Source organism: Streptomyces viridiviolaceus, from assembly GCF_014650995.1.
GTDB lineage: Bacteria > Actinomycetota > Actinomycetes > Streptomycetales > Streptomycetaceae > Streptomyces > Streptomyces viridiviolaceus.
Genome location: NZ_BMWA01000033.1, coordinates 18,192 through 36,406 on the forward strand (window position 1 = coordinate 18,192; position 18,215 = coordinate 36,406).

17 protein-coding genes are annotated in these 18,215 nt (G+C 68.7%); 7 read left to right on the top strand and 10 right to left on the bottom strand.

The genetic code is table 11. The features are described from left to right. The first annotated feature begins 38 nt into the window (after positions 1-38). Complete coding sequence (locus IE260_RS34835; protein WP_189879296.1) at positions 39-668, top strand: orotidine 5'-phosphate decarboxylase / HUMPS family protein; 630 nt, start codon at positions 39-41, stop codon at positions 666-668. Between the two features lie 102 nt (positions 669-770). Then, complete coding sequence (gene hxlB, locus IE260_RS34840) at positions 771-1,340, top strand: 6-phospho-3-hexuloisomerase (protein ID WP_189879298.1); 570 nt, start codon at positions 771-773, stop codon at positions 1,338-1,340. Positions 1,341-1,757: 417 nt separating this feature from the next. On the opposite strand, the gene IE260_RS34845 is transcribed toward hxlB, so the two are convergent. Next, positions 1,758-2,204, bottom strand: coding sequence for a MarR family winged helix-turn-helix transcriptional regulator (locus IE260_RS34845; protein WP_189879300.1), 447 nt, complete (start codon positions 2,202-2,204; stop codon positions 1,758-1,760). Between the two features lie 641 nt (positions 2,205-2,845). Between IE260_RS34845 and IE260_RS34850 the strand changes: the two genes are divergently transcribed. From IE260_RS34850 to IE260_RS34860, 3 genes are all read left to right on the top strand, one after another. Beyond that, a complete protein-coding gene (locus IE260_RS34850; RefSeq protein ID WP_189879302.1) occupies positions 2,846-3,310 on the top strand; it encodes a hypothetical protein in 465 nt (154 codons plus the stop codon). Positions 3,311-4,223: 913 nt separating this feature from the next. Then, a complete protein-coding gene (locus IE260_RS34855; protein WP_189879430.1) occupies positions 4,224-5,351 on the top strand; it encodes an LLM class flavin-dependent oxidoreductase in 1,128 nt (375 codons plus the stop codon). Beyond that, entirely contained in the window at positions 5,348-5,980 is a 633-nt protein-coding gene (locus tag IE260_RS34860) for a CE1759 family FMN reductase (RefSeq protein ID WP_189879305.1), read from the top strand. Before IE260_RS34855 ends, IE260_RS34860 begins: the two co-directional genes overlap by 4 nt. 18 nt (positions 5,981-5,998) lie before the next feature. On the opposite strand, the gene IE260_RS34865 is transcribed toward IE260_RS34860, so the two are convergent. The 5 genes from IE260_RS34865 to pqqC form a co-directional block, all read right to left on the bottom strand. Then, a complete protein-coding gene (locus tag IE260_RS34865) occupies positions 5,999-7,450 on the bottom strand; it encodes a glucose/sorbosone family PQQ-dependent dehydrogenase (RefSeq protein ID WP_189879307.1) in 1,452 nt (483 codons plus the stop codon). Positions 7,451-7,640: 190 nt separating this feature from the next. After that, positions 7,641-8,540, bottom strand: coding sequence for a pyrroloquinoline quinone biosynthesis protein PqqB (pqqB, locus tag IE260_RS34870; RefSeq protein WP_189879310.1), 900 nt, complete (start codon positions 8,538-8,540; stop codon positions 7,641-7,643). Beyond that, the gene (gene pqqE, locus IE260_RS34875) at positions 8,537-9,631 is read right to left on the bottom strand and encodes a pyrroloquinoline quinone biosynthesis protein PqqE (RefSeq protein WP_189879311.1); all 1,095 of its coding nucleotides are present in this window, start codon (positions 9,629-9,631) and stop codon (positions 8,537-8,539) included. Before pqqE ends, pqqB begins: the two co-directional genes overlap by 4 nt. Beyond that, positions 9,624-9,947, bottom strand: coding sequence for a pyrroloquinoline quinone biosynthesis peptide chaperone PqqD (pqqD, locus tag IE260_RS34880; protein ID WP_189879313.1), 324 nt, complete (start codon positions 9,945-9,947; stop codon positions 9,624-9,626). Before pqqD ends, pqqE begins: the two co-directional genes overlap by 8 nt. Next, positions 9,944-10,675, bottom strand: coding sequence for a pyrroloquinoline-quinone synthase PqqC (gene pqqC / locus IE260_RS34885; protein WP_373303449.1), 732 nt, complete (start codon positions 10,673-10,675; stop codon positions 9,944-9,946). Before pqqC ends, pqqD begins: the two co-directional genes overlap by 4 nt. 772 nt (positions 10,676-11,447) lie before the next feature. On the opposite strand from pqqC, the gene IE260_RS34890 reads away from it, so the two are divergent. After that, a complete protein-coding gene (locus tag IE260_RS34890; RefSeq protein WP_189879316.1) occupies positions 11,448-11,810 on the top strand; it encodes a hypothetical protein in 363 nt (120 codons plus the stop codon). Positions 11,811-12,293: 483 nt separating this feature from the next. Beyond that, positions 12,294-12,710, top strand: a complete 417-nt coding sequence (locus IE260_RS34895; RefSeq protein WP_189879318.1) for an SsgA family sporulation/cell division regulator — start codon at positions 12,294-12,296, stop codon at positions 12,708-12,710. A 31-nt stretch (positions 12,711-12,741) separates the two neighbouring features. Here IE260_RS34895 and IE260_RS34900 read toward each other — a convergent pair whose 3' ends face one another. The 4 genes from IE260_RS34900 to IE260_RS34915 form a co-directional block, all read right to left on the bottom strand. Beyond that, positions 12,742-13,149 carry an STAS domain-containing protein gene (locus tag IE260_RS34900; protein WP_189879320.1) on the bottom strand — a complete coding sequence of 136 codons (408 nt, stop codon included), beginning with the start codon at positions 13,147-13,149 and terminating at the stop codon, positions 12,742-12,744. 87 nt (positions 13,150-13,236) lie between these two features. Continuing rightward, a complete protein-coding gene (locus IE260_RS34905) occupies positions 13,237-13,995 on the bottom strand; it encodes an IclR family transcriptional regulator (RefSeq protein WP_189879322.1) in 759 nt (252 codons plus the stop codon). Positions 13,996-15,016: 1,021 nt separating this feature from the next. After that, entirely contained in the window at positions 15,017-17,227 is a 2,211-nt protein-coding gene (locus tag IE260_RS34910) for a xanthine dehydrogenase family protein molybdopterin-binding subunit (protein ID WP_189879324.1), read from the bottom strand. Further along, positions 17,224-18,213 (bottom strand): FAD binding domain-containing protein, encoded by a 990-nt coding sequence (locus IE260_RS34915; protein ID WP_189879326.1) that lies wholly within the window; start codon positions 18,211-18,213, stop codon positions 17,224-17,226. The genes IE260_RS34910 and IE260_RS34915 overlap by 4 nt, the downstream gene beginning before the upstream one ends. Between the last annotated feature and the right edge of the window lie 2 nt (positions 18,214-18,215).

An 18,215-nucleotide genomic window follows, 5' to 3' on the forward strand; every position in this document is an offset into this window, starting at 1 on the left:
CTGACGCCCCAGTGGCCTCTTGTAAGGAGCACCCTCGCATGACCCTGCAACTGCAGATCGCCCTTGACCGCATACCGCTGGAGCGCGCGGTACGGATCGCCACGGCCGTCGCCCCGCACACCGACTGGATCGAGGTCGGCACCTCCCTGATCAAGCAGTTCGGCATGGAGTCCGTACGGCAGGTCGTGGCCTCGGCCCCCGGCGTGCCCGTCCTCGCCGACCTCAAGACCGCCGACGACGCGGTCTTCGAGTTCGGCCTCGCCTACGAGGCGGGCGCCTCCTCGGCGACCGTCCTGGGCATCGCCGCCGACGCGACCCTCGACAAGGCGGTGCAGTTCGCCGCCGAACACGGCAAGGAGGTCGTGGTCGACCTGATGGAGACCACCGGGCCACGGCGTGCGGAACTCGCGGCGCGGCTGCCGGCGTCCGTGGTCCTCGCCGCGCACATCGGCAAGGACGCCCAGCACGGTGGCACCGACCCCGCCGCCCTGCTCGGCACGTGGAGCGCGGGCCGACGGCTCGCGGTAGCCGGGGGGCTGACCGCCGAGGACCTGCCCGGCCTCGCCGGTGCGGGCGACCTACGGGTGATCGTCGGGTCGGCCGTGACCGGCGCCGCCGACCCCGCCGCCGCAGCCCTGCACCTGGCGCGGGCGGCGGGCCGCGACTGACGCACCCGCCGCGTACGACACCCGCACGGGTACGACCGAGCACGCGTACGACACCAGCACACGCACCACCCAGCACGACACAAGAACGGAAGACACACCACCATGACCGACCACGCCACCACCCACGCCCTGAAGACGCAGATCCTCACCGAGATCGAAAAGGTCCTCGCGGCCCTCGACGACAGCGCCCTGGAGTCACTGGCCAAGGTACTCCTCGACGCCGGGCGCATCTTCGTGACCGGGGAGGGACGTTCGGGGTTCATGGCCAAGGCCTTCGCCATGCGGCTGATGCACCTCGGCCTGCCCGTGCACGTAGTCGGTGAGACCACGACCCCCGCGGTCGGCGCCGGCGCCACCGTGGTGGCGGTCTCCGGCTCCGGCACCACGGCGGGGACGGTCCGCGTCGCCGAGCAGGCGCTTGCGGCGGGCGCCCGCGTGCACGCAGTCACCACCGCACCCGATTCCCCCCTCGGCGAGCTGGCCGCCACCACCCTGGTGGTCCCGGCTGCGACCAAGTACCGGCGCCCCGGCGAGGCCGAAAGCGTCCAGCCCCTGTCCAGCCTCTTCGACCAGGCCACCCACATCGCCCTCGACGTCGTGGCGCTGCGGCTGGCCGGACTGCTGTCGGTGGACAACGACACGGCACGGAAGGCTCACGCCAACACGGAGTGACGGCGAGAGGCCTGGTCCGACCGTCGTGGAGCCGGGAGTCGATGTGACGGGCGGGTGCGCGTGTCCGGCTGGGTGCACGAGCGCATCCAGCGAGGCCGATTACGCACACCCGCGGTCGCAGCAGTCGGGCCGGATGGCCACCGTGGACGCACACGGGCGGCGCCAGGCGGACTCTGTGGCCGCGGGTCTCCTCCCGGCGGTGTCCGGCGCTGTTGCACGTTCAAGCTCTGTAGCTCAGCGGCCGGTTCGGAAGTCCATCTGATGGGGGCTGCGCGGCAGAGCGGTCTGGGCTTTCCTACGTAAATCCCCGTGCAGCCGTGTTCGTCGTACACCCTGACGAGGTGTTCGGCACGGTTGACGAGGAAACAGACGCATCATCGAAAACGTCGGGGGCCGGTGAGGGTACGGCCCTCAGCCTCAGCCGTCTTGTGCCGCGTTCAAGTGGTTGGTGAGGCGTTCGAGGAAATCGACGACGTGGGGGCGTTCTTCCTCGCCGAGGAAGGCGGTGAAATGACGCTCGATGCTTCTTCCGTGCAGCCGGCTGGCTCGAGTGAAGAGCTCCCTGCCCTGGGGGGTCAGCTTGACGACCACGACGCGCCTGTCATGGTGATCGCGTGTCCGTTCGACCAGCCCGGCCGCCGTGAGCTTGTCGAGGACCTTGGTCGCAGCGCCGCTGCTGTAGAGCATCGCGCCGGCGAGTTCTGCCATGCGGAGTTGCCCCTGCGGTGCGCGACTCAGGTGCGCGAGAGCGTCGAATTGAGAGATGCTCAGTCCGCAGGCGGTCTTCAGTTCGTTCTCGAACCGCTTGATCAGCGCATCATGGGCGCGAAGGAATAGGTGCCACGTCTCGGCGTCCCCACGCACGTCAGTACTCCTTGCCGACCGATCTGTCCACTACTCAAATCGTAGTTGGCGGCAGACGCAGAGTCGTTCTACCGCTCCGCACCGACCCAGGTCGGCACGGAGCCTGCGTCGCCACCAGCGGGGAGCTCGGTTTTCATGTGGTGCTGACGGGGTGTGACTGGTCGCGAGGGGTGACTCCGCGACGAGGTACGTGCAGGGAGTGGGCTGGCTGGTGACCGGAATGCGCTGCGTGAGCTGATCCGGGCCATCGGCGGGCCGGCATCTCCTCCCAGACCGAACGCGATGCGGTACGCGGTACTGGAGCCTCGCCGTCGGCGACCGAGATGACGAGAAGGCCGGCGCGAGTCAGCGGCGGACGGCACTCGGTCCGCTCACGACGGGGGCGATCCCGTTCATCCGGAATCCTCGCCGCCCGCCGAGGTTCCGCGTCCTGTCGTCCCACACGTCCAGCACGGCGGGCATGCAGCGCAGGCCCGTGCTATTCCCCGTGGCCACCAGCCAACCGTCATGAAATACATCACCCCTACAGATGTCCAACATTTAACGAAATGGGGAGTAGCGTCTTGCATGCCTCGCCCCTCAGGGGTGAGGTCCTGGAGCCCCCAACCATGGGGCTACAGGACCAGCAAGGAGGAAAGACCATGAATCTCACCCTCGGACGTCGGGCCATCAGCCTGGCTGCCACACTGACCATCGCGACCGGCGCTCTGCTCGCGGCCGGTGGCGCCGCCTCCGCATCGGAGTCCGCTTCCCACAGCGCGTCGCCCGTCTCCTACTCCAAGGGCGACGACCGCCGCGACTACCAGCACGACTACCGGGACGACCGTGACGACCGCCGCGACCACCGGCACGACCGCCGCGACTACCGGGACGACCGCCGCGACTACCGGGACGACCGCCGCGACCACCGGCACGACTACCGTCACCACCGGGAGAGCCGCTGGGATGGTGAGCGCACCTGGGTGCGTGACGGCGGCAAGTGGTACTGCGACGACGACGGCTACCGCTACCAGTGGGACGGCCACCGCTTCTACCAGCTGAAGAACGGCGCGTGGATCGTGGTCCGTGCAGAGTCGCACGGCTTCTCCACCGCCATCTTCCGCTGATCGTCGCAGCGTAAAGACAGGCATCGCGGCCTCGGACGGGGATGGGCCGCACCGGAAGACCTGGGGCCCGCACGGCCACGGTAAGTGGCGGTGCGGGCCCCAGGTCGGTGCGGCAATGGCCGAGCAGGCGGGCGACCGCGGCGCCTCCTCCGACTACGACTGCGCTGCAAGCCGTTCCATGTTCCTGGCTTGTTCAGCCACGTCGATCGGGCGAACGGTCATCGACAGCCGGAACAGGACCAGCCCCCGTCGACCACCTTCGCCATGCAGCTTTGCAACCGACTGCAACGAATCGCATCTGTCATGAGCATCTTCACCCGCAACCGAGCCACCGACGCCAACAGCACCGAGGCCGCTGCCGTACCTGTCGAGCTGACCGTCATCCACCCAGGGCGTGTGTCGGAAGTGCTCTGAGTCGGCTCGCATGAGCATGCGGGGGCGGAGTTGCCGATATGTCGGACCGGTCGAGCTCTCCCCCGGTGTCCGCCATGTCGCGTCGAGCACCGGGGTGAGCCGGCTCGGCGAGGCCCGGCATCGGCGCCCCACGCCGCAGGGGCGCGCTGGCCCACCTGCTTCAAGGCCTTCTTCCGCCTCGATGCCGGCCACGCGGTTCGGATCCGGAACGCCGGGTAGTCGGAGGCAGCCTGCGGTGAGTCGTGGGCCCGAGCCGGAGACGAGGTGGACCGGCGTCCGGGAGGTGAGCGGCTGTCCCGACCGGCACTCCAGGAGGGCACCCGGAGTCCCGCGCGGGGGCTGGATCCGAAGAGGTCGAGGCCCCGGCCGGTCGGCCCGCTCGCTCGGTGCCGATCTACCGCGCCCGCGGGGACCGTCACGGATGCCTCGCCGGAACAGTCAGGCGTACCGGTCGCGGGGTGCCACGGCGCGAGTACGGAAGGGCAGCGACATGACCGATATGCAGTGGGGGATATTCACCGTCGGTGACGTCACCCGCGACCCCACCACGGGGCGTACGCCCTCCGAGGCGGAACGCATCCAGGACACGGTCACCATCGCCAAGAAGGTGGAGGAGGTCGGCCTGGACGTCTTCGCGACCGGCGAGCACCACAACCCGCCGTTCGTGCCCTCCTCGCCCACGACGCTTCTCGGTCACATCGCCGCGTTGACCGAGCGCATCATTCTGTCGACCTCGACCACGCTGATCACGACGAACGATCCGGTCAAGATCGCCGAAGACTTCAGCGTTCTGCAGCACCTGTCTGCCGGACGGACCGACGTGATGCTCGGGCGGGGGAACACAGGGCCGGTGTATCCGTGGTTCGGGCAGGACATCCGCCAGGCCCTCCCCCTCAGCGTCGAACACTACGGTCTGCTGCGCCGGCTGTGGCGCGAGGAGGTGGTGGACTGGGAGGGCAAACTGCGCAGTCCGCTGCAGGGTTTCACCCTCGCTCCCCGGCCGCTGGACGGCGTACCCCCCTTCGTGTGGCACGCCTCCATCCGCACCCCAGAGGTCGCGGAGCTGGCGGCCTACTACGGGGACGGGTTCTTCGCCAACCACATCTTCTGGCCCTCGTCTCACACGCAGAAGATGGTCGAACTGTACCGCCGGCGATTCGCGCACTACGGCCACGGCACCCCCACCGAGGCCATCGTCGGCCTGGGCGGACAGGTCTTCATGCGCCGCAACAGCCAGGACGCGGTCGACGAATTCCGTCCCTACTTCGACAGCGCCCCGGTCTACGGTCACGGCCCGTCGCTGGAGGAGTTCACCTCCCTGACACCCCTGACGGTGGGGTCGCCCGCACAGGTCATCGACAAGACGCTGGGCTTCCGCGACTACGTCGGCGACTACCAGCGTCAGCTCTTCCTCATCGACCATGCCGGGCTACCCCTCAAGACGGTGCTGGAGCAACTGGACCTCCTCGGCGAAGAGGTGGTCCCGGTCCTGCGCAAGGAGTTCGCCATCGGCAGGCCTGCCGAAGTACCGGCGGCTCCGACCCACCAGTCGCTGCTGCGGGCACGTGCCGCGAACGAGGCGGCGACTCCGGATGCCACGCCCACCGAAGGACTGACGAAGCAATGACCAAACTGGCAGTGATCAGCGGCGGACTGCGCGAGCCGTCCTCGACACGTCTTCTCGCCGAACGCCTCGAGGCCTCGGTGCGCAAGGAACTCGGCGCCTTGGACATCACGGCCGGGTCGTCGTTCGTGGAGCTGCGCCCACTGGGCCACCCGATCATCGACGCGATGATCACCGGTTTCGCCACCGCGGCGCTGGAGGAGGCGTTCGAGACGGTGGCCGAGGCAGACGGCGTCATCGCCGTGACGCCGGCCTTCAACGCCTCCTTCAGCGGACTGTTCAAGTCGTTCTTCGACGTACTACCGGAGGAAACACTGTCCGACATGCCCGTGCTCATCGGCGCCACCGGAGGAACCGAGCGGCACTCGCTCGTACTCGAACACGCGCTGAGGCCGATGTTCTCCTACCTGCACGCGATCGTTTCGCCCAGAGGCGTCTACGCCGCCACCGACGACTTCGGCGCCCCCGCCCAGGAGGGCTCGGCCCTGGGCCGGCGCATCACCACGGCGGCAGCCGACTACGCACGTCTGGTCCAAGGATGCGGGTCCCACCAGCGGCGTGATGCCTTCACCGAGGAGCTGGCCTCCATGGAGCAGCTCCTCGGCGGCTCGGACGGCGAATCACGCCGGTAGGACGTCCATGGCGAACGGTCACTGCTGGCGGAAGACGAGGATGCTTCCGGGATTCTCCAGTTCCGTCGTGGGAGCGCCGTTCCGGTCGCGCACGTTGCCTTCGGAGTCGGTGGCGACGTAGACGGACTTGCCGTCCGGGCTCAGCGCGATGTCGCGGTAGCGGTTCTGTGCCTTCCACAGCGGGGTGGCCTCGGTGACCTTCTGGCCGTCGTCGGTGAGCTTCAGCCGGTAGACCGAGCCGTCCTTGAGGGTGGTCATGAGCAGCGAGTTGCGCAGCCCTGTGATGCCACCGGTCTCGGGGTAGTACGTGATGCTGGAGTTGGCCAGTGACGGCCAGCAGATGTAGACCAGTTCGCCGCACTTGGGGTCGGCGAAGTCGTAGCCGGTGTCGACCGTCCCGAAGGTGCGGATCGGCTCGGTGAACCGGCCCTGCCAGTCGGTCTCCTTCTGCTGGGGCACCGACTCGGGCACCTCCAGGTCGCTGAACGTGAGGTCGGCGCACGGAGTCGGTGCGGACGCGGACCATTCGTGGAAGGCGTAGGCCTTGTCGTCCCGGTACCCGGCCACGTGGGGCCAGCCGTAGTTGGCTCCCTTCGTCAGGACGTTGACCTCGTCGTCGGTCTTGGGCCCCTGGTCACCGTTGTACAGGGTGCCGTCGGACCCGAAGTCCAGGCCCTGGGCGTTACGGAACCCGTAGGCCCACACATGACTGCGTACGCCGTTGAGCACGGGGTTGTCCGCGGGGATCGAGCCGTCCTCCGGGTTCAGCCGCAGCGTCTTGCCTCGGTAGGCGATCCAGTCCTTGGCCTCGATCTGCTCCTCGGTGGGCAGCCACTGCGCTCGGTTCGGCTCGCAGAAGTGCTGGAGCTGGTTGGCGCCCTGGTCGCCGATCGTGTAGTACAGCTTGCCGTCGGGGCCGTAGCGCAGCCGTGCGCTCTGGTGATCGGTTCCCGATGCCAGTCCGCTGATCAGGTTCTTCGGCCGGCCCAGCTGTCCGGTCTTGCTGTCGTAGGTGTACCGGTCGATCCTCAGCCGCTGGTCGACCTCGGCGTCCGAAGTGTTCGAGTCGTAGGTGTACGAGACGTACACGTAGTCGCGTCCTTTGTTCTTGAGCAGGTCCGGATGGAGGGCCAGGCCCAGCACACCGTCCTGACCGCCCATGGTGTGCACGGCTTTCTGCGTCAGGTCGAGAACGGTGCTCTTCGCACCTGTCCGCGGATTGACGCGGGTGACCTTCCTGCCGCTCTTCTCCGTGACCCACAGGAAGCCGTCGGGCCCCCAGACGATCTCGTACGGATTGCCCAGGCCGGTGGCGACCACCTGCTTGGTGAATCCGTTGAGCGAAGCGGTGCCCGTGTCGGTGTCGCCGCCGCCGGGGCCGCCGGCGCCCGCCTGGAAGACCGCACCCTGTGTGATGCCGAGAACCAGAGCTGCCGGTACAGCGGCCAGCGTGATGCGTATTCGCCGCATGATTGCTCCCTTCGGTCTCCACATTGACCCAATGTGGCTAACGGGTCGCGGTATGTATCCGCCAGTCGGGTGACGGGCGTGCCGAGTGACGGCGCCAGAGGCGGGCGGTCAGGGCCTCGTGGACGAGCTGGGACTTCCAGCAGGTGTCAGACGCTTGTGATCGACGCACCTGGGAAGGCTGGTCCGGCGCTCAGAGCGTGAACTCCGCACCGTCCGGGAGCACCTCGACGCCGTGGGCGGAAACATGGGCGCGGGCCTGGGAAGAGGGGTCGGCCAGGGGGTTGGTGTTGTTGAGGTGGGTGTAGATGCGACGCACGGCCGGATGGTCCGCGAGGCGGCTCAGAGAGCCGTCTGCCCCGTTGACCGGCAGGTGCCCCATGGCCGGCTGCTCGCGACCCGGCTGCTCGCCGAGTCCCGAACCCATCTCGTCGGCGGTGTAGAAGGTGCCGTCCACCAGGGCGCAGTCGGCTCCTGACAGCAGGCGGTCCAGCGTGGGTGTCCAGACGGCGAGGCAGGGAGCGTAGACGAGCGTGCTCCCTGAAGCGGTGTCCTCGATCCGGTACGCCGTCACCCAGCGGTCGTCGGAGGACGCCGAACCGACGTATCGGGGCGCCTTCGGGCCCAACGGGTGACCGGTCACCCTCAGCCCGCCGGTCAATGCGGTGCCGTCGGCGCCCGGCCCCTCCCGCCATTGCCATCGGGCGTACCGGTCGCTCATGCTCCGGAGGGGCAGGGCGTCGGTCAGAGCCCTCGTGACGGGCGGACTGGCGTGGACGGTCAGCCCGGCGTGGCCGCGCAGCAGGGCAAGGCCGAGGACGTGATCGGCTTCGGCGTCGGTGAGCAGGACACCGCGCACCGGGGTGTCGCGTGGACCAGGGCCGGCAGCGAGGCGTGGACAGGCCAGCAGCTGCGTACGCAGATCGGGAGAGGCGTTGACAAGCCACCAGTTCCTGTCGTCCCCGGTGACGGCGATGCAGTCCTGGGTACGGCAGGGCAGTCGGCCGGCGCGGGCGGCCTCGCACTGGGCGCAGGCGCAGTTCCACTGCGGAAGGCCACCGCCCGCGGCCGTGCCGAGAAGGATGACTCTCATGGAGCCGTCTGAGTGCGCATGACGAAGACCGGCTGTGATGTGGCCTCCTGAGCGGCGTCTTCCGCGAGGAGGGCGTCCACCATTCTCCGATGCGGTGAGAGGGTGCAAACCGGATCGGTCGCCGTCGCGTCCCCCGTGAGCTGGAACGCCTGGCAGCGGCAGCCGCCGAAGTCGGTGTGCCGCTGCGGGCAGGTGCGGCACGGGTCCGCCATCCAGCTGGTGCCGCGGAATGCGTTGAACGCGCGGGAGTCGTACCAGATCCAGGCCAACCGCCGGCGCAGCACGTTCTCCACGGGCAGCGTCGTGATCACACCAGCGGCAGGACAGGGCAGGACGTCACCGGTGGGCGTGACGGTCAGTTGCCGACTACCCCAGCCGTGCATGCAGGGCTTGGGCCGGTCGGAGTAGTAGTCGGCCACGACGTACACCAGTTCCGGCCCGCGGCCCGCGTATCGGATGCGGGCCTGTTCGACGGCCTGCCGGGCCACTGCCAGCTGGCGCGGTGTCGGCAGCAGGGCACCGCGGTTGCGCAGCGCCCACCCGTAGTACTGAGTGTTGGCCAGCTCGATCCGGTCGGCGCCCAGGGCCGTGGCCAGCTCGATGATCTCGCCGGTGTGTTCGATGTTCGCCCGGTGAAGGACCACGTTCACGGTGAGCGGCAGTCCCGCGGCTCGCACCTCCTGCGCAGCTCTGCGCTTCGCGGCGTGCACCCGGGCACCGGCGATCCGGTCGGCGCGTGCGGGATCGACGTCCTGCAAGGACAGCTGCACGTGGTCGACTCCGCAGTCCGCGAGTTGCCGGGCGCGGTCGCCGGTGAGCCCGACGCCGCTGGTCACCAGGTTGACGTACGCGCCGAGGCCGTGGGCGTGGACGACCAGGTCGGGCAGATCGCGGCGTGCCAGCGGCTCGCCCCCGGAGAAGTGCATCTGCACGACCCCCAGCTCACGGGCCTGGCTCAGCACGTCCCGCCACTGATCCGTGGTCATCTCTGCTGAGCGGCCGGCCAGTTCCAGGGGATTGGAACAGTAGGGGCAGTGAAGAGGACAACGGTGGGTCACCTCGGCCAGCAGGCCCAACGGCGCTTCAGTCATCGGGGCGCACCCCCGCGGGGTCGTCAAGGTCGATGCCCTGTCGATCACCGAGGCTCACCACTCGCCGCTCGGCGAGATCGGCCATCAGCTCGGTGACGTCCTCGGCACGCACTCCGTCGTACCGCCCACGGAGAAGATCGATGACCTGTGCGACGGTCCGCCTGCCGTCGCACAGCTCGAGCACGGCGGCCGCCGTCTCGTTGAGTACCAGGACACCTTCGGGCAGCAGCACCATGTCCGTGTCCCGGACATGATCATGGGTGAGCCGTACGCCCGGCCGCAGCCGGGGCGATCGGGTGTCCAGCGGTCCGGTCATTGCCGTGCCACTTCCCTCGTGCCGCCACAGTAGTAGTCCACGGTGTCGAGCACCGCCCACAGCACATCGCACTTGAACGCGAGGGCACTCACGCACGCCTCCTGCTCGGCACGCGTCCGGGCGCTTCTCACGACCAGGTCCAGCAGCGCCTGTCCCTCCGCTGCCACGACCTCGATGCGCGCTGTGAAGTATGCGAGTCCGTCCTCGGCGATCCACGGATAGTGCTCCCGCATCCGGTGCAGCCGGTGGGTGAGCAGCCCGGGCGAGAACAGCTCCGTCAGACCCGAGGCCACCGCCTCCAGCCAGGGGCGACGCAGGGCGAAGCCGACATAGGCGTCGACGGCGAACCTCACCCCCGGCAGTACCAGTCGCTCCGAGAGCACCTCGTCCCGTTGCAGACCGACCGCCTCGGCCAGCCGCAGCCATTTCTCGGTGCCACCGGAGTGGACGGCGATGCCATCGTGGTAGACGATTCTCGACAGCCACTGCCGACGGACCTCGGGCAGGGGACAGTTGGCGATGATCGCCGCGTCCTTCTGCGGCAGGCACCGTTGGTAGTACCAGCGATTGGCTGCCCACAGGCGGAGCTCTTCGTCGCTCAACAATCCGTCGTGCAGCCGCTGATGGAACGGGTGCCGGTCCCAGTAGCGGGACTCCAGCGCACGCAGTGCGCCGGCGAACTCGACTTCGCTCCAAGGTCTTGCGGTTTCACCACAGGTCAAGGTCACATCCATCGATGCGATGCCGTCCCTCCAGCGCATCGTTCCCGCCCGGTTGGCGGTCGGATCAGGCGGCCGGGCCCTGCCGGATCCGACCGTCGGTGCGGGATCCGTCACCGTCCGGCACGACCTGCGTAGGCGGTCACCTCCATGGGTGTGTCGAACACCTGGTACTCAGGGCGGACCCACGTCTTTGCCACGGGACGAGCCGGGCTCTGGCAGCGCACGGGGCTCTGCACACGGACGCGAGCCTTCACGGTCGAACGCATGGGCACTCTCCTGCCTGGGCGGAGGGGTCGCGCGCCGGGCCGAAGACCGAAGCGGATCATGGACCCGCCTGTCGGCGACCTCGCCCGCAGGCAGGCCATCAGGGTGTCGAGGAGGACGGTCCCGGTTCGGCACGCCGTACTGAGCAGGTTATGCCCGACTCATCAGCCGTGCATGTGGAGCAGCGGGCGGACCTGCCAGGTCCTGCACGTGCTCGGCACCGGCGGCATCGACGTCTTCCTCCGCGTGTACGTCGGTGAGGACGACTGCACACCGGCGAGGGCGTGGTGAGGACGAATCGGGCCACGCTCTGCTCGCAGCCGCGAATTCAGGGATCACCGCAGAAACACTCGACGCAACGGCTTCTGTCGAGCCCATGGCCCATGGCGGAGCTCACACCCGGGTTAGTTTACGGTTCAACCAACACGGGAGTAGTGTCACCAGCGTCCGAACAAGCACGGACAAAGCGCCATGATCGGCCCACAGGTCGCGGCGTGAACAAGGAGGAAGAACCATGACATCCAGGATTGCGCGGCGTACTGCCGCAGCAGCCGCTTCCGTGACCGTCGCCGCAGCAGCACTCCTCGCCGTAGGGGGCACCGCTTCGGCGACCGAGCTTCCGGGCAGCGAACAATCCGCCCCGAGCCGAGTCGCGGACAGCCTCAGCGGGGACCACCTTCGCACCGGCAACGAACGCCTCCACGATCACGTCGGCGACCACCATGCTCATCACCGAGGCCACGGTGACGACGCCGGACGTCCTCACGGGTTCTACGACTCCCACCACGCCCGTCACTGGGTGGACATCGACGACGCCCGCCGCATGTGGGTCGTCGACCAGATCCAGTGGATCCACGATCGGGGCCTTTCCCACTGATCAGGAGCTTCCTTCCTGAGCCCGGAAGCACGAGCACGACCCATTCGCCGCGACCAGCCGGCATGGAGCCCTGCGGAACACCCTCCGCAGCCAAGAACCGGGGCGGCACTCACGATCGTTCCAGAGGACAGCGCGATCACGAAGCGGAGTGCCGCCCCGTCGTCGGCAGGCGCCACGCGCAGGACGCATGACGCTCGACAACGCCCCGCTCGCAGAGCCGCGCCCGGCCTCCCGGGCGAACCTCTGGAGCGCACACCGCGCTTCAGGCCTTCCGTCCTCAGCACTCCCGCCGACGAAACCTCAACGCGTCAGCAGCTCAGCTGACGGCCGCCCAGCATGAAGTGGCCGCACCTGCTCGCCTTGCGCCGCGCACCGACCCTGTCGGACACGGCGACCCCCGGCACTCGACATGCCGGTCCCGCGGTCCACGACGGGTTCCACCCAGTTGTTCCGGCCCACTGAGCCCAATCAGAGAGACGAGCCATGACCGAGTGCATAGATCAGATGCTGCACATGGAGCTCCTTTCGGCGCCGGAGGAACCGGTCATACTGCCTACCCTGCTGTCCTACCGGCGGCGGGACCCGTTCGCCGTGCACGTCACCTTTCACACCGAGCCCGGCGGTCCCGTCCCGTGGGTGTTCTCACGTGAGCTGTTGTCGCAGGGTATGCATGAACCGAGCGGCGATGGGGACATCCGTCTCTGGCCGAGCGGGAGCGGCCCCGGCGCCAAGTTGCACCTGGCGCTGTCATCGCCGCACGGATACGCCCGTCTGAGAGCCCCGCTGCCGGCACTGGCCGAGTGGCTGAGGCGCACGTACCTCCTGGTGCCCGCCGACCACGAGGGCGAGCAGCTGAACTGCGACGCAGAACTGTCACGGCTGCTGCACGGTGCACCCTGAAAGCGTGCCGGGTCGTTCACTCGTGGGGTGATCACGTGTGGCTGTACGGCCAGCCTGCCAGCCCACTGACTTCGGGCGCGTCGCGCGTCGCATCCGCGACCGAGTCGTGGAAGGCATATACCGGGTACAGGCCGCCGGCTTTGAACACTTTGAGTATTCGGGCATCGGCGCAGGTGAGGAGCAGGGATCCCGCGCACGCCTGGAGGCGCTTAGTGATCGCCACGATCATGCCCAACCCCATTGAGTCCAAGAACGTCACGTGGCAAAGGTCAAGAACGAAGTGCTTGTGCCCTCCGTCGATGAGGCGGTCTACGGCTTCGCGGATCGCCGGGGAAGAGCAGACGTCCACCTCACCGGTGACACTGACAACGGTCCATCCGTTCGTCGTGCAGTGATCGAGCTTGTCGTTCCTCAGGGTGTGCCGTTTGGGCGTCCGCACTCTCTGCTCTCTGCCTCTCTCGCCGTCCCGAATGTCCCGTTCATCCAGTAAAGGGTTCTCGTGTTTCCTGCCACAAGGCCGCGAGTTTCAGATAGTGAGCGAGAGTCCCCTGGTCACCCGGTTCGCGGCCGCGCGTAGCCGTGCGGAGGCAACCTCGATCTTGGACGAACAATCCGCGCGTAGCGAGACACCCAGGGATCCGAGGGTGTCGCCCCTGTACACGGGCACCGCGACGCAGACGGTCCCGAGGGAGTACTCCTCCAGGTCCGTGACGGTCTGGTCGTCGGGGAAGGCGTCGAGCCGCCGCAGCAGTTCCCCGCGGTGGGTGATGGTTCTGGGTGTGAGGTCCGCCAGAGAGTGCCGGGAGAGGTACTCCTGGCGCGCCTCGTCGTCCAGCGCGCGAAGCACACACTTGCCCAGCGCAGTGGCGTGGCCCGCGTCCGCGAAACCCACCCACAGCTCGGCGCGCGGCGCCTGGGGCCCGTCGACGATCTCTGCCACGCGAATCTCGCCGTCCTCGTAGAAGGTGAGGTAGGCGGCGGCGGACAGGTTGTCCCGCAGGGAACCCAGCATCGGGCGGACGCGGCTGAGCAGTGACTGTGTTCCGCTGACGTCGTGCAGCGCCCCAAGCCTCTCGCCGAGGACGAAGGAGCCGTCCTCAAGCTTGCGCACGTACCCGTCGTGCGCCAGGGTCCGTAGCAGGTGGTACGTGGTGGCCAGGGCCAGCCCCGTCTCACGCGCCAATTGCTTCGCCGGCGCGCCGCATTCATGAGCCCCGACCGTCTCTAGCAACCGGAAAGCCCTCTGCACGGAGGTGATGAGCGTGGGGCCTTCTTGAGCGCCCATACCTCCACCGTGCGCGCGGCGGCAGCTCAGGGCAACCTGCCACGACACGCGGTGCCCGGAGCCGCGGCGGCTGCGTGGCCGCGTCTGCCGTAGTTGACGGCGACGGCCCGGGTTCCGATCCAAGCATCCTGCCCCATGTGCTGATCGGCGCATGCGGCTCGTTCCGTCGCCGAAGGGCGCTGCTCAGAGCCGATCCAGCGGTCAGGGCGAACGGATCTGCCGTCACAGACACCGACGTCGACCCGCACGTCCGGCAGCTGCTGTGATCCGTCCGCGTGAACCCGGTAGACCCTCTTCAGGCTCCCGTCACACCACCGGTCCACTCCCACGCGTGAACTCCTGCCCCAGTGCCTCAAGCGCCATCTCTGACAAGGCTTGACGGCACGGAGTCCCCCCTCGCCCACCTGATCGGGGCGATGGTCAGGAAGCGGCGGAAGGCGGCGGCAGGCCCGATGCCATCGTGTCCGGCTCGCCACAGGCACCGGCGTCCACTGCTTCACTGATGGCGCGGGCCCTGGGTCGTCCCGGTTGAGCGCGAGACCCTCCCGGCGGACGCCGACCCGATCACGGCGATCTTCTTCGACTACTACCGCACCGAGCGCGGCTACCACCCGCGCTCGATCAACTCCACCACCGCGTGGACCGCGACCACGCCGATGTCGTTCTTCGCCTTCCAGCTGATGACGAACCTCGACATGTTGGCGCCCCGCAAGGCCCTCTTGGTGGCCGGCGCCGACGCGCCTCCCGCTACTACTCCGAGGACGTCCAGGCGAAGGCCCCCGACACCGTCGACCTCGTGATCGTCCCGGGCGCGGACCACGTCGACCTCTACGACCGCAAGGACCTCATCCCCTTCGACAGGCTCGACGAGTTCTTCACCAAGAACCTCGCCTGACCGGAAGCGCCCCCGACAGGCCGGTACCGCCACCGGCTTGTCGGGGAGCCCCGACGGCGGAAGCGGCCTACCCGCGGGGGCCGGCTTGGTCGCTTCCTGCCGGTCCCCGCGAAGTGTCCTGATGCGTCAGAGCATGAGCTGGTCGATCGTGATGGGCAGGGAACGGATGCGCCGGCCCGTGGCGTGGTGGACGGCGTTGCCGATGGCTGCGGCAAGCCCGACCAGGCCGATCTCACCGACGCCCTTGGTGCCGACGGCGGTCGCCCGGTCGGGACCGCCCACGAAGAGCACCTCCATGTCGGGCACGTCCGCGTTGACCGGCATGAGGTAGTCACCGAAGGTGGCATTGGCGATGCGACCGGTGCCCCGGTCGGTGGCGGTCTCCTCGAACATGGCCTGGCTGATCCCGCCGACCGTACCGCCGATGATCTGGCTGGCGGCGGTCTTCTCGTTGAGGATCCGCCCGCCGTCGATCGCGGACACCACGCGGGCGACGCGCAGCAGCCCCAGAGCCGGGTCGATGCGCACCTCGACGAACTTCGCTCCGAAGGCGCCCGCGAGGGCCATCCCCAGATCTTCGGACTGAGGAGGCGTGCTCCTGCCGTCGGCGCTGAGTTCCTCCAGTCCGTGGCGAGCCAGGATGTCCGCGTAGGACTCACCCTGTGCCGCGTCCTCGATCCGGTGGACACGCCCGTCGGTGACCGTGACGTCGTCGAGCATCGCTCCGCGCAGCGGGGACGCCGCGTCGTCGGCCACCACGTCCAGGAATTCCTGCACCAGCCGTCGGCAGGCGGTGTGGACGGCGTTGCTGAGGGCGCCGGTGAGACCGGAGCCCCCTGCCTGGGGTGCGTACGGCATGTCGGAGTCGCCGAGGTCGAAGCGCACCTGTTCGACCTCCAGGCCGAGGAGTTCGGCCGCCAGTTGGGTCATCACCGTGTAGGTGCCGGTTCCGATGTCGGTGGCGGCGCTGCGCACGTAGGCCGAACCGTCGCGGCGCACGGAGGCGCGTGCCTGGCAGGGGACCTGGTAGAAGGGGTAGGAGACCCCGGCCAGGCCGTATCCGATGAGCCAGCGTCCGTCCCGCATGGAACCGGGTTCCGGGGTACGCCGGGACCAGCCGAACCGTTCGGCGCCCTCGAGGTAGCACTCCCTCAGCGCCTTGCTCGACCAGGGCAGGCCCAGCAGCGGGTGCTCATCCGCGTAGTTGCGCAGGCGGAACTCAAGGGGGTCCATGCCCACGGCGCGGGCCACGTCGTCGATGGCCGACTCCAGGGCGAAGTTGCCCTGGCCCTCGGCAGGCGCTCTCATCGAGCCGGGACAGGGGATGTTCAGCCGCGCCTGCCTGTCCCGCGTCAGCACGTTCGGGCAGGCATAGGCCACGACGGAACCGAACGACACCGGTTCGTAGTCGTCGTCCTCCATGGCCACCGAGGACATGCCGTGGTGCTCGATGGCGACGAGGTCGCCGTCACGGGTGGCGCCGACCTTGATCTGCTGGACGCTGTTCGGCCTGTGTCCCACCGAGGTGAACATCTCGGGGCGGCTGAGGACGAGCTTGACCGGACGCTTGACCTGCCGGGCGGCCATCACCGTGAGGATCACGTGCGACCACACCCTCAGGCCGGCTCCGAAGCCTCCGCCGACGAACGGTGCGAGGACCCGGATGCCGCTCTCCGGCACCTTGAAGATCGTGGCCAGTGAGGTGCGCACGTTGTGCGGCCACTGAGTGGAGTCGTGCACCGTGAGAGCGTCACCGTGCCACGAGGCCAGGGTGGCCATCAGACCCAGTGGGTTGTTGGTGTTGTCGGGGGTGGTGTAGGTGTCCTCGACGACTACGTCGGCCTGGGCGAAGCCGGCGGCGATGTCGCCACGCTGGGTGTCCAGCCCCCAGGGGTTCTCGACGATCTCCGCCCGAGGGTCGTCGACGTCGAGTACGGCCTTGGCCGCCTCGTACTCGACATGGACCAGCCGCGCGGCGTGTCGGGCCTGCTCGGCGCTCTCCGCGACGACGATCGCGATGTGCTGGCCGTAGTGGAGGATGCGGTCGTCCTGCATCGGGGCAGGGGGCGATCCGCCCAGCAGCGTCATCGGGCCCCGCTCCAGCGCGGGGGCGGTCAGATGCGTGATGACGGCCAGCACGCCGGGTGCCGCCTCGGCTCGCGACACGTCGATGCCACGGATTCGCCCGGCCGCGACGGTGCTGCCCACCAGTGCAGCGTGGACCATGCCGGGCAGGGAGAAGTCGTTGGGGTAGTGCGCCGACCCGGTGACTTTCAGCGGGGCGTCCACGCGGTCGATGCCCGCACCGACGGTCCTGCCGGTTTCGAGAGTCGTCATGACTGCGCTCCTGCAACGGTCTCGAGCGTGCGTACGAGGGTGCGCTTGGCCAGGTCCACCTTGAACGCGGTTCCCGGCAGCGTGCGGGCGCCCGCCAGAGCGGCCTCGGCCGCCGAGCGGAACACCTCCGTGGTCGCCTGCGCGCCACGGAGCACGTCCTCCGCGTCCCAGGCACGCCAGGGAATGGTGCCCACGCCGCCGAGCGCGACGCGCGCCTCCTGAACGAGTCCGTTCTCGATCAGGACGGCCACGCCGGCCGAGGTCAGGGCGAACTCGTAGGAGACGCGGTCACGGACCTTGATGTAGTGCGACCGTGCCGCTGCCGGAAGGAGCGGGATCTCGACCGCGGTGATCAGCTCGCCGTGCTGCAGCACGTTCTCGACGTGGGGGGTGTCGTCCGGCGGGAGGTAGAACTGGGTCAACGGGACCGACCGCGTGCCGTCCGCGCCCTGAGTGTGGACAACGGCGTCCAGTGCCGTCAGCGGGACGGCGACGTCCGAGGCGTGCAGGGCGATGCAGTGGTCGCTGGTGCCGAGAATGGCGTGCATGCGCTGGATGCCGTCGATGGCAGCGCACCCGGAACCGGGGTTTCTCTTGTTGCAGGCTGGAACGGTGGGATCGCGGAAGTAGCGGCACCGAGCTCGCTGGAGCAGGTTGCCGCCGATGGTGGCCATGTTGCGGAGCTGCGTCGACGCCCCGAGCAGCAGTGCCTCCCGTACGAACGGCAGGCGGTCGCGAACCACCGGGTCGGCCGCCAGTTCCTCCATCGTCGTCAGCGCGCCGACCCGGATGGCGGTGTCGGTGTGGGTGATGCCCTTGAGGGGCAGCCGGGTGATGTCGAGGAGCCGCCCGGGTTGGAGGACGCCGTCCTTCATGAGGTCCAGCTGGGTCGTTCCGCCGGCGAGGAAGGACGTGTGCGGATCGGCGGTGGCCACGGCCACCGCTTGGTCGGCGTCACGGGCCAGGGCGTATTCGAAGGGGTGCACGA

Coding starts and splice junctions, on each gene's coding strand:
- IE260_RS34835 (WP_189879296.1), top strand. CDS start 39: ATGACCCTGCAACTGCAGATCGCCCTTGACCGCATACCGCTGGAGCGC.
- hxlB (WP_189879298.1), top strand. CDS start 771: ATGACCGACCACGCCACCACCCACGCCCTGAAGACGCAGATCCTCACC.
- IE260_RS34850 (WP_189879302.1), top strand. CDS start 2,846: ATGAATCTCACCCTCGGACGTCGGGCCATCAGCCTGGCTGCCACACTG.
- IE260_RS34855 (WP_189879430.1), top strand. CDS start 4,224: ATGCAGTGGGGGATATTCACCGTCGGTGACGTCACCCGCGACCCCACC.
- IE260_RS34860 (WP_189879305.1), top strand. CDS start 5,348: ATGACCAAACTGGCAGTGATCAGCGGCGGACTGCGCGAGCCGTCCTCG.
- IE260_RS34865 (WP_189879307.1), bottom strand. CDS start 7,450: ATGCGGCGAATACGCATCACGCTGGCCGCTGTACCGGCAGCTCTGGTT.
- pqqB (WP_189879310.1), bottom strand. CDS start 8,540: ATGAGAGTCATCCTTCTCGGCACGGCCGCGGGCGGTGGCCTTCCGCAG.
- pqqE (WP_189879311.1), bottom strand. CDS start 9,631: ATGACTGAAGCGCCGTTGGGCCTGCTGGCCGAGGTGACCCACCGTTGT.
- pqqD (WP_189879313.1), bottom strand. CDS start 9,947: ATGACCGGACCGCTGGACACCCGATCGCCCCGGCTGCGGCCGGGCGTA.
- IE260_RS34890 (WP_189879316.1), top strand. CDS start 11,448: ATGACATCCAGGATTGCGCGGCGTACTGCCGCAGCAGCCGCTTCCGTG.
- IE260_RS34895 (WP_189879318.1), top strand. CDS start 12,294: ATGACCGAGTGCATAGATCAGATGCTGCACATGGAGCTCCTTTCGGCG.
- IE260_RS34905 (WP_189879322.1), bottom strand. CDS start 13,995: ATGGGCGCTCAAGAAGGCCCCACGCTCATCACCTCCGTGCAGAGGGCT.
- IE260_RS34910 (WP_189879324.1), bottom strand. CDS start 17,227: ATGACGACTCTCGAAACCGGCAGGACCGTCGGTGCGGGCATCGACCGC.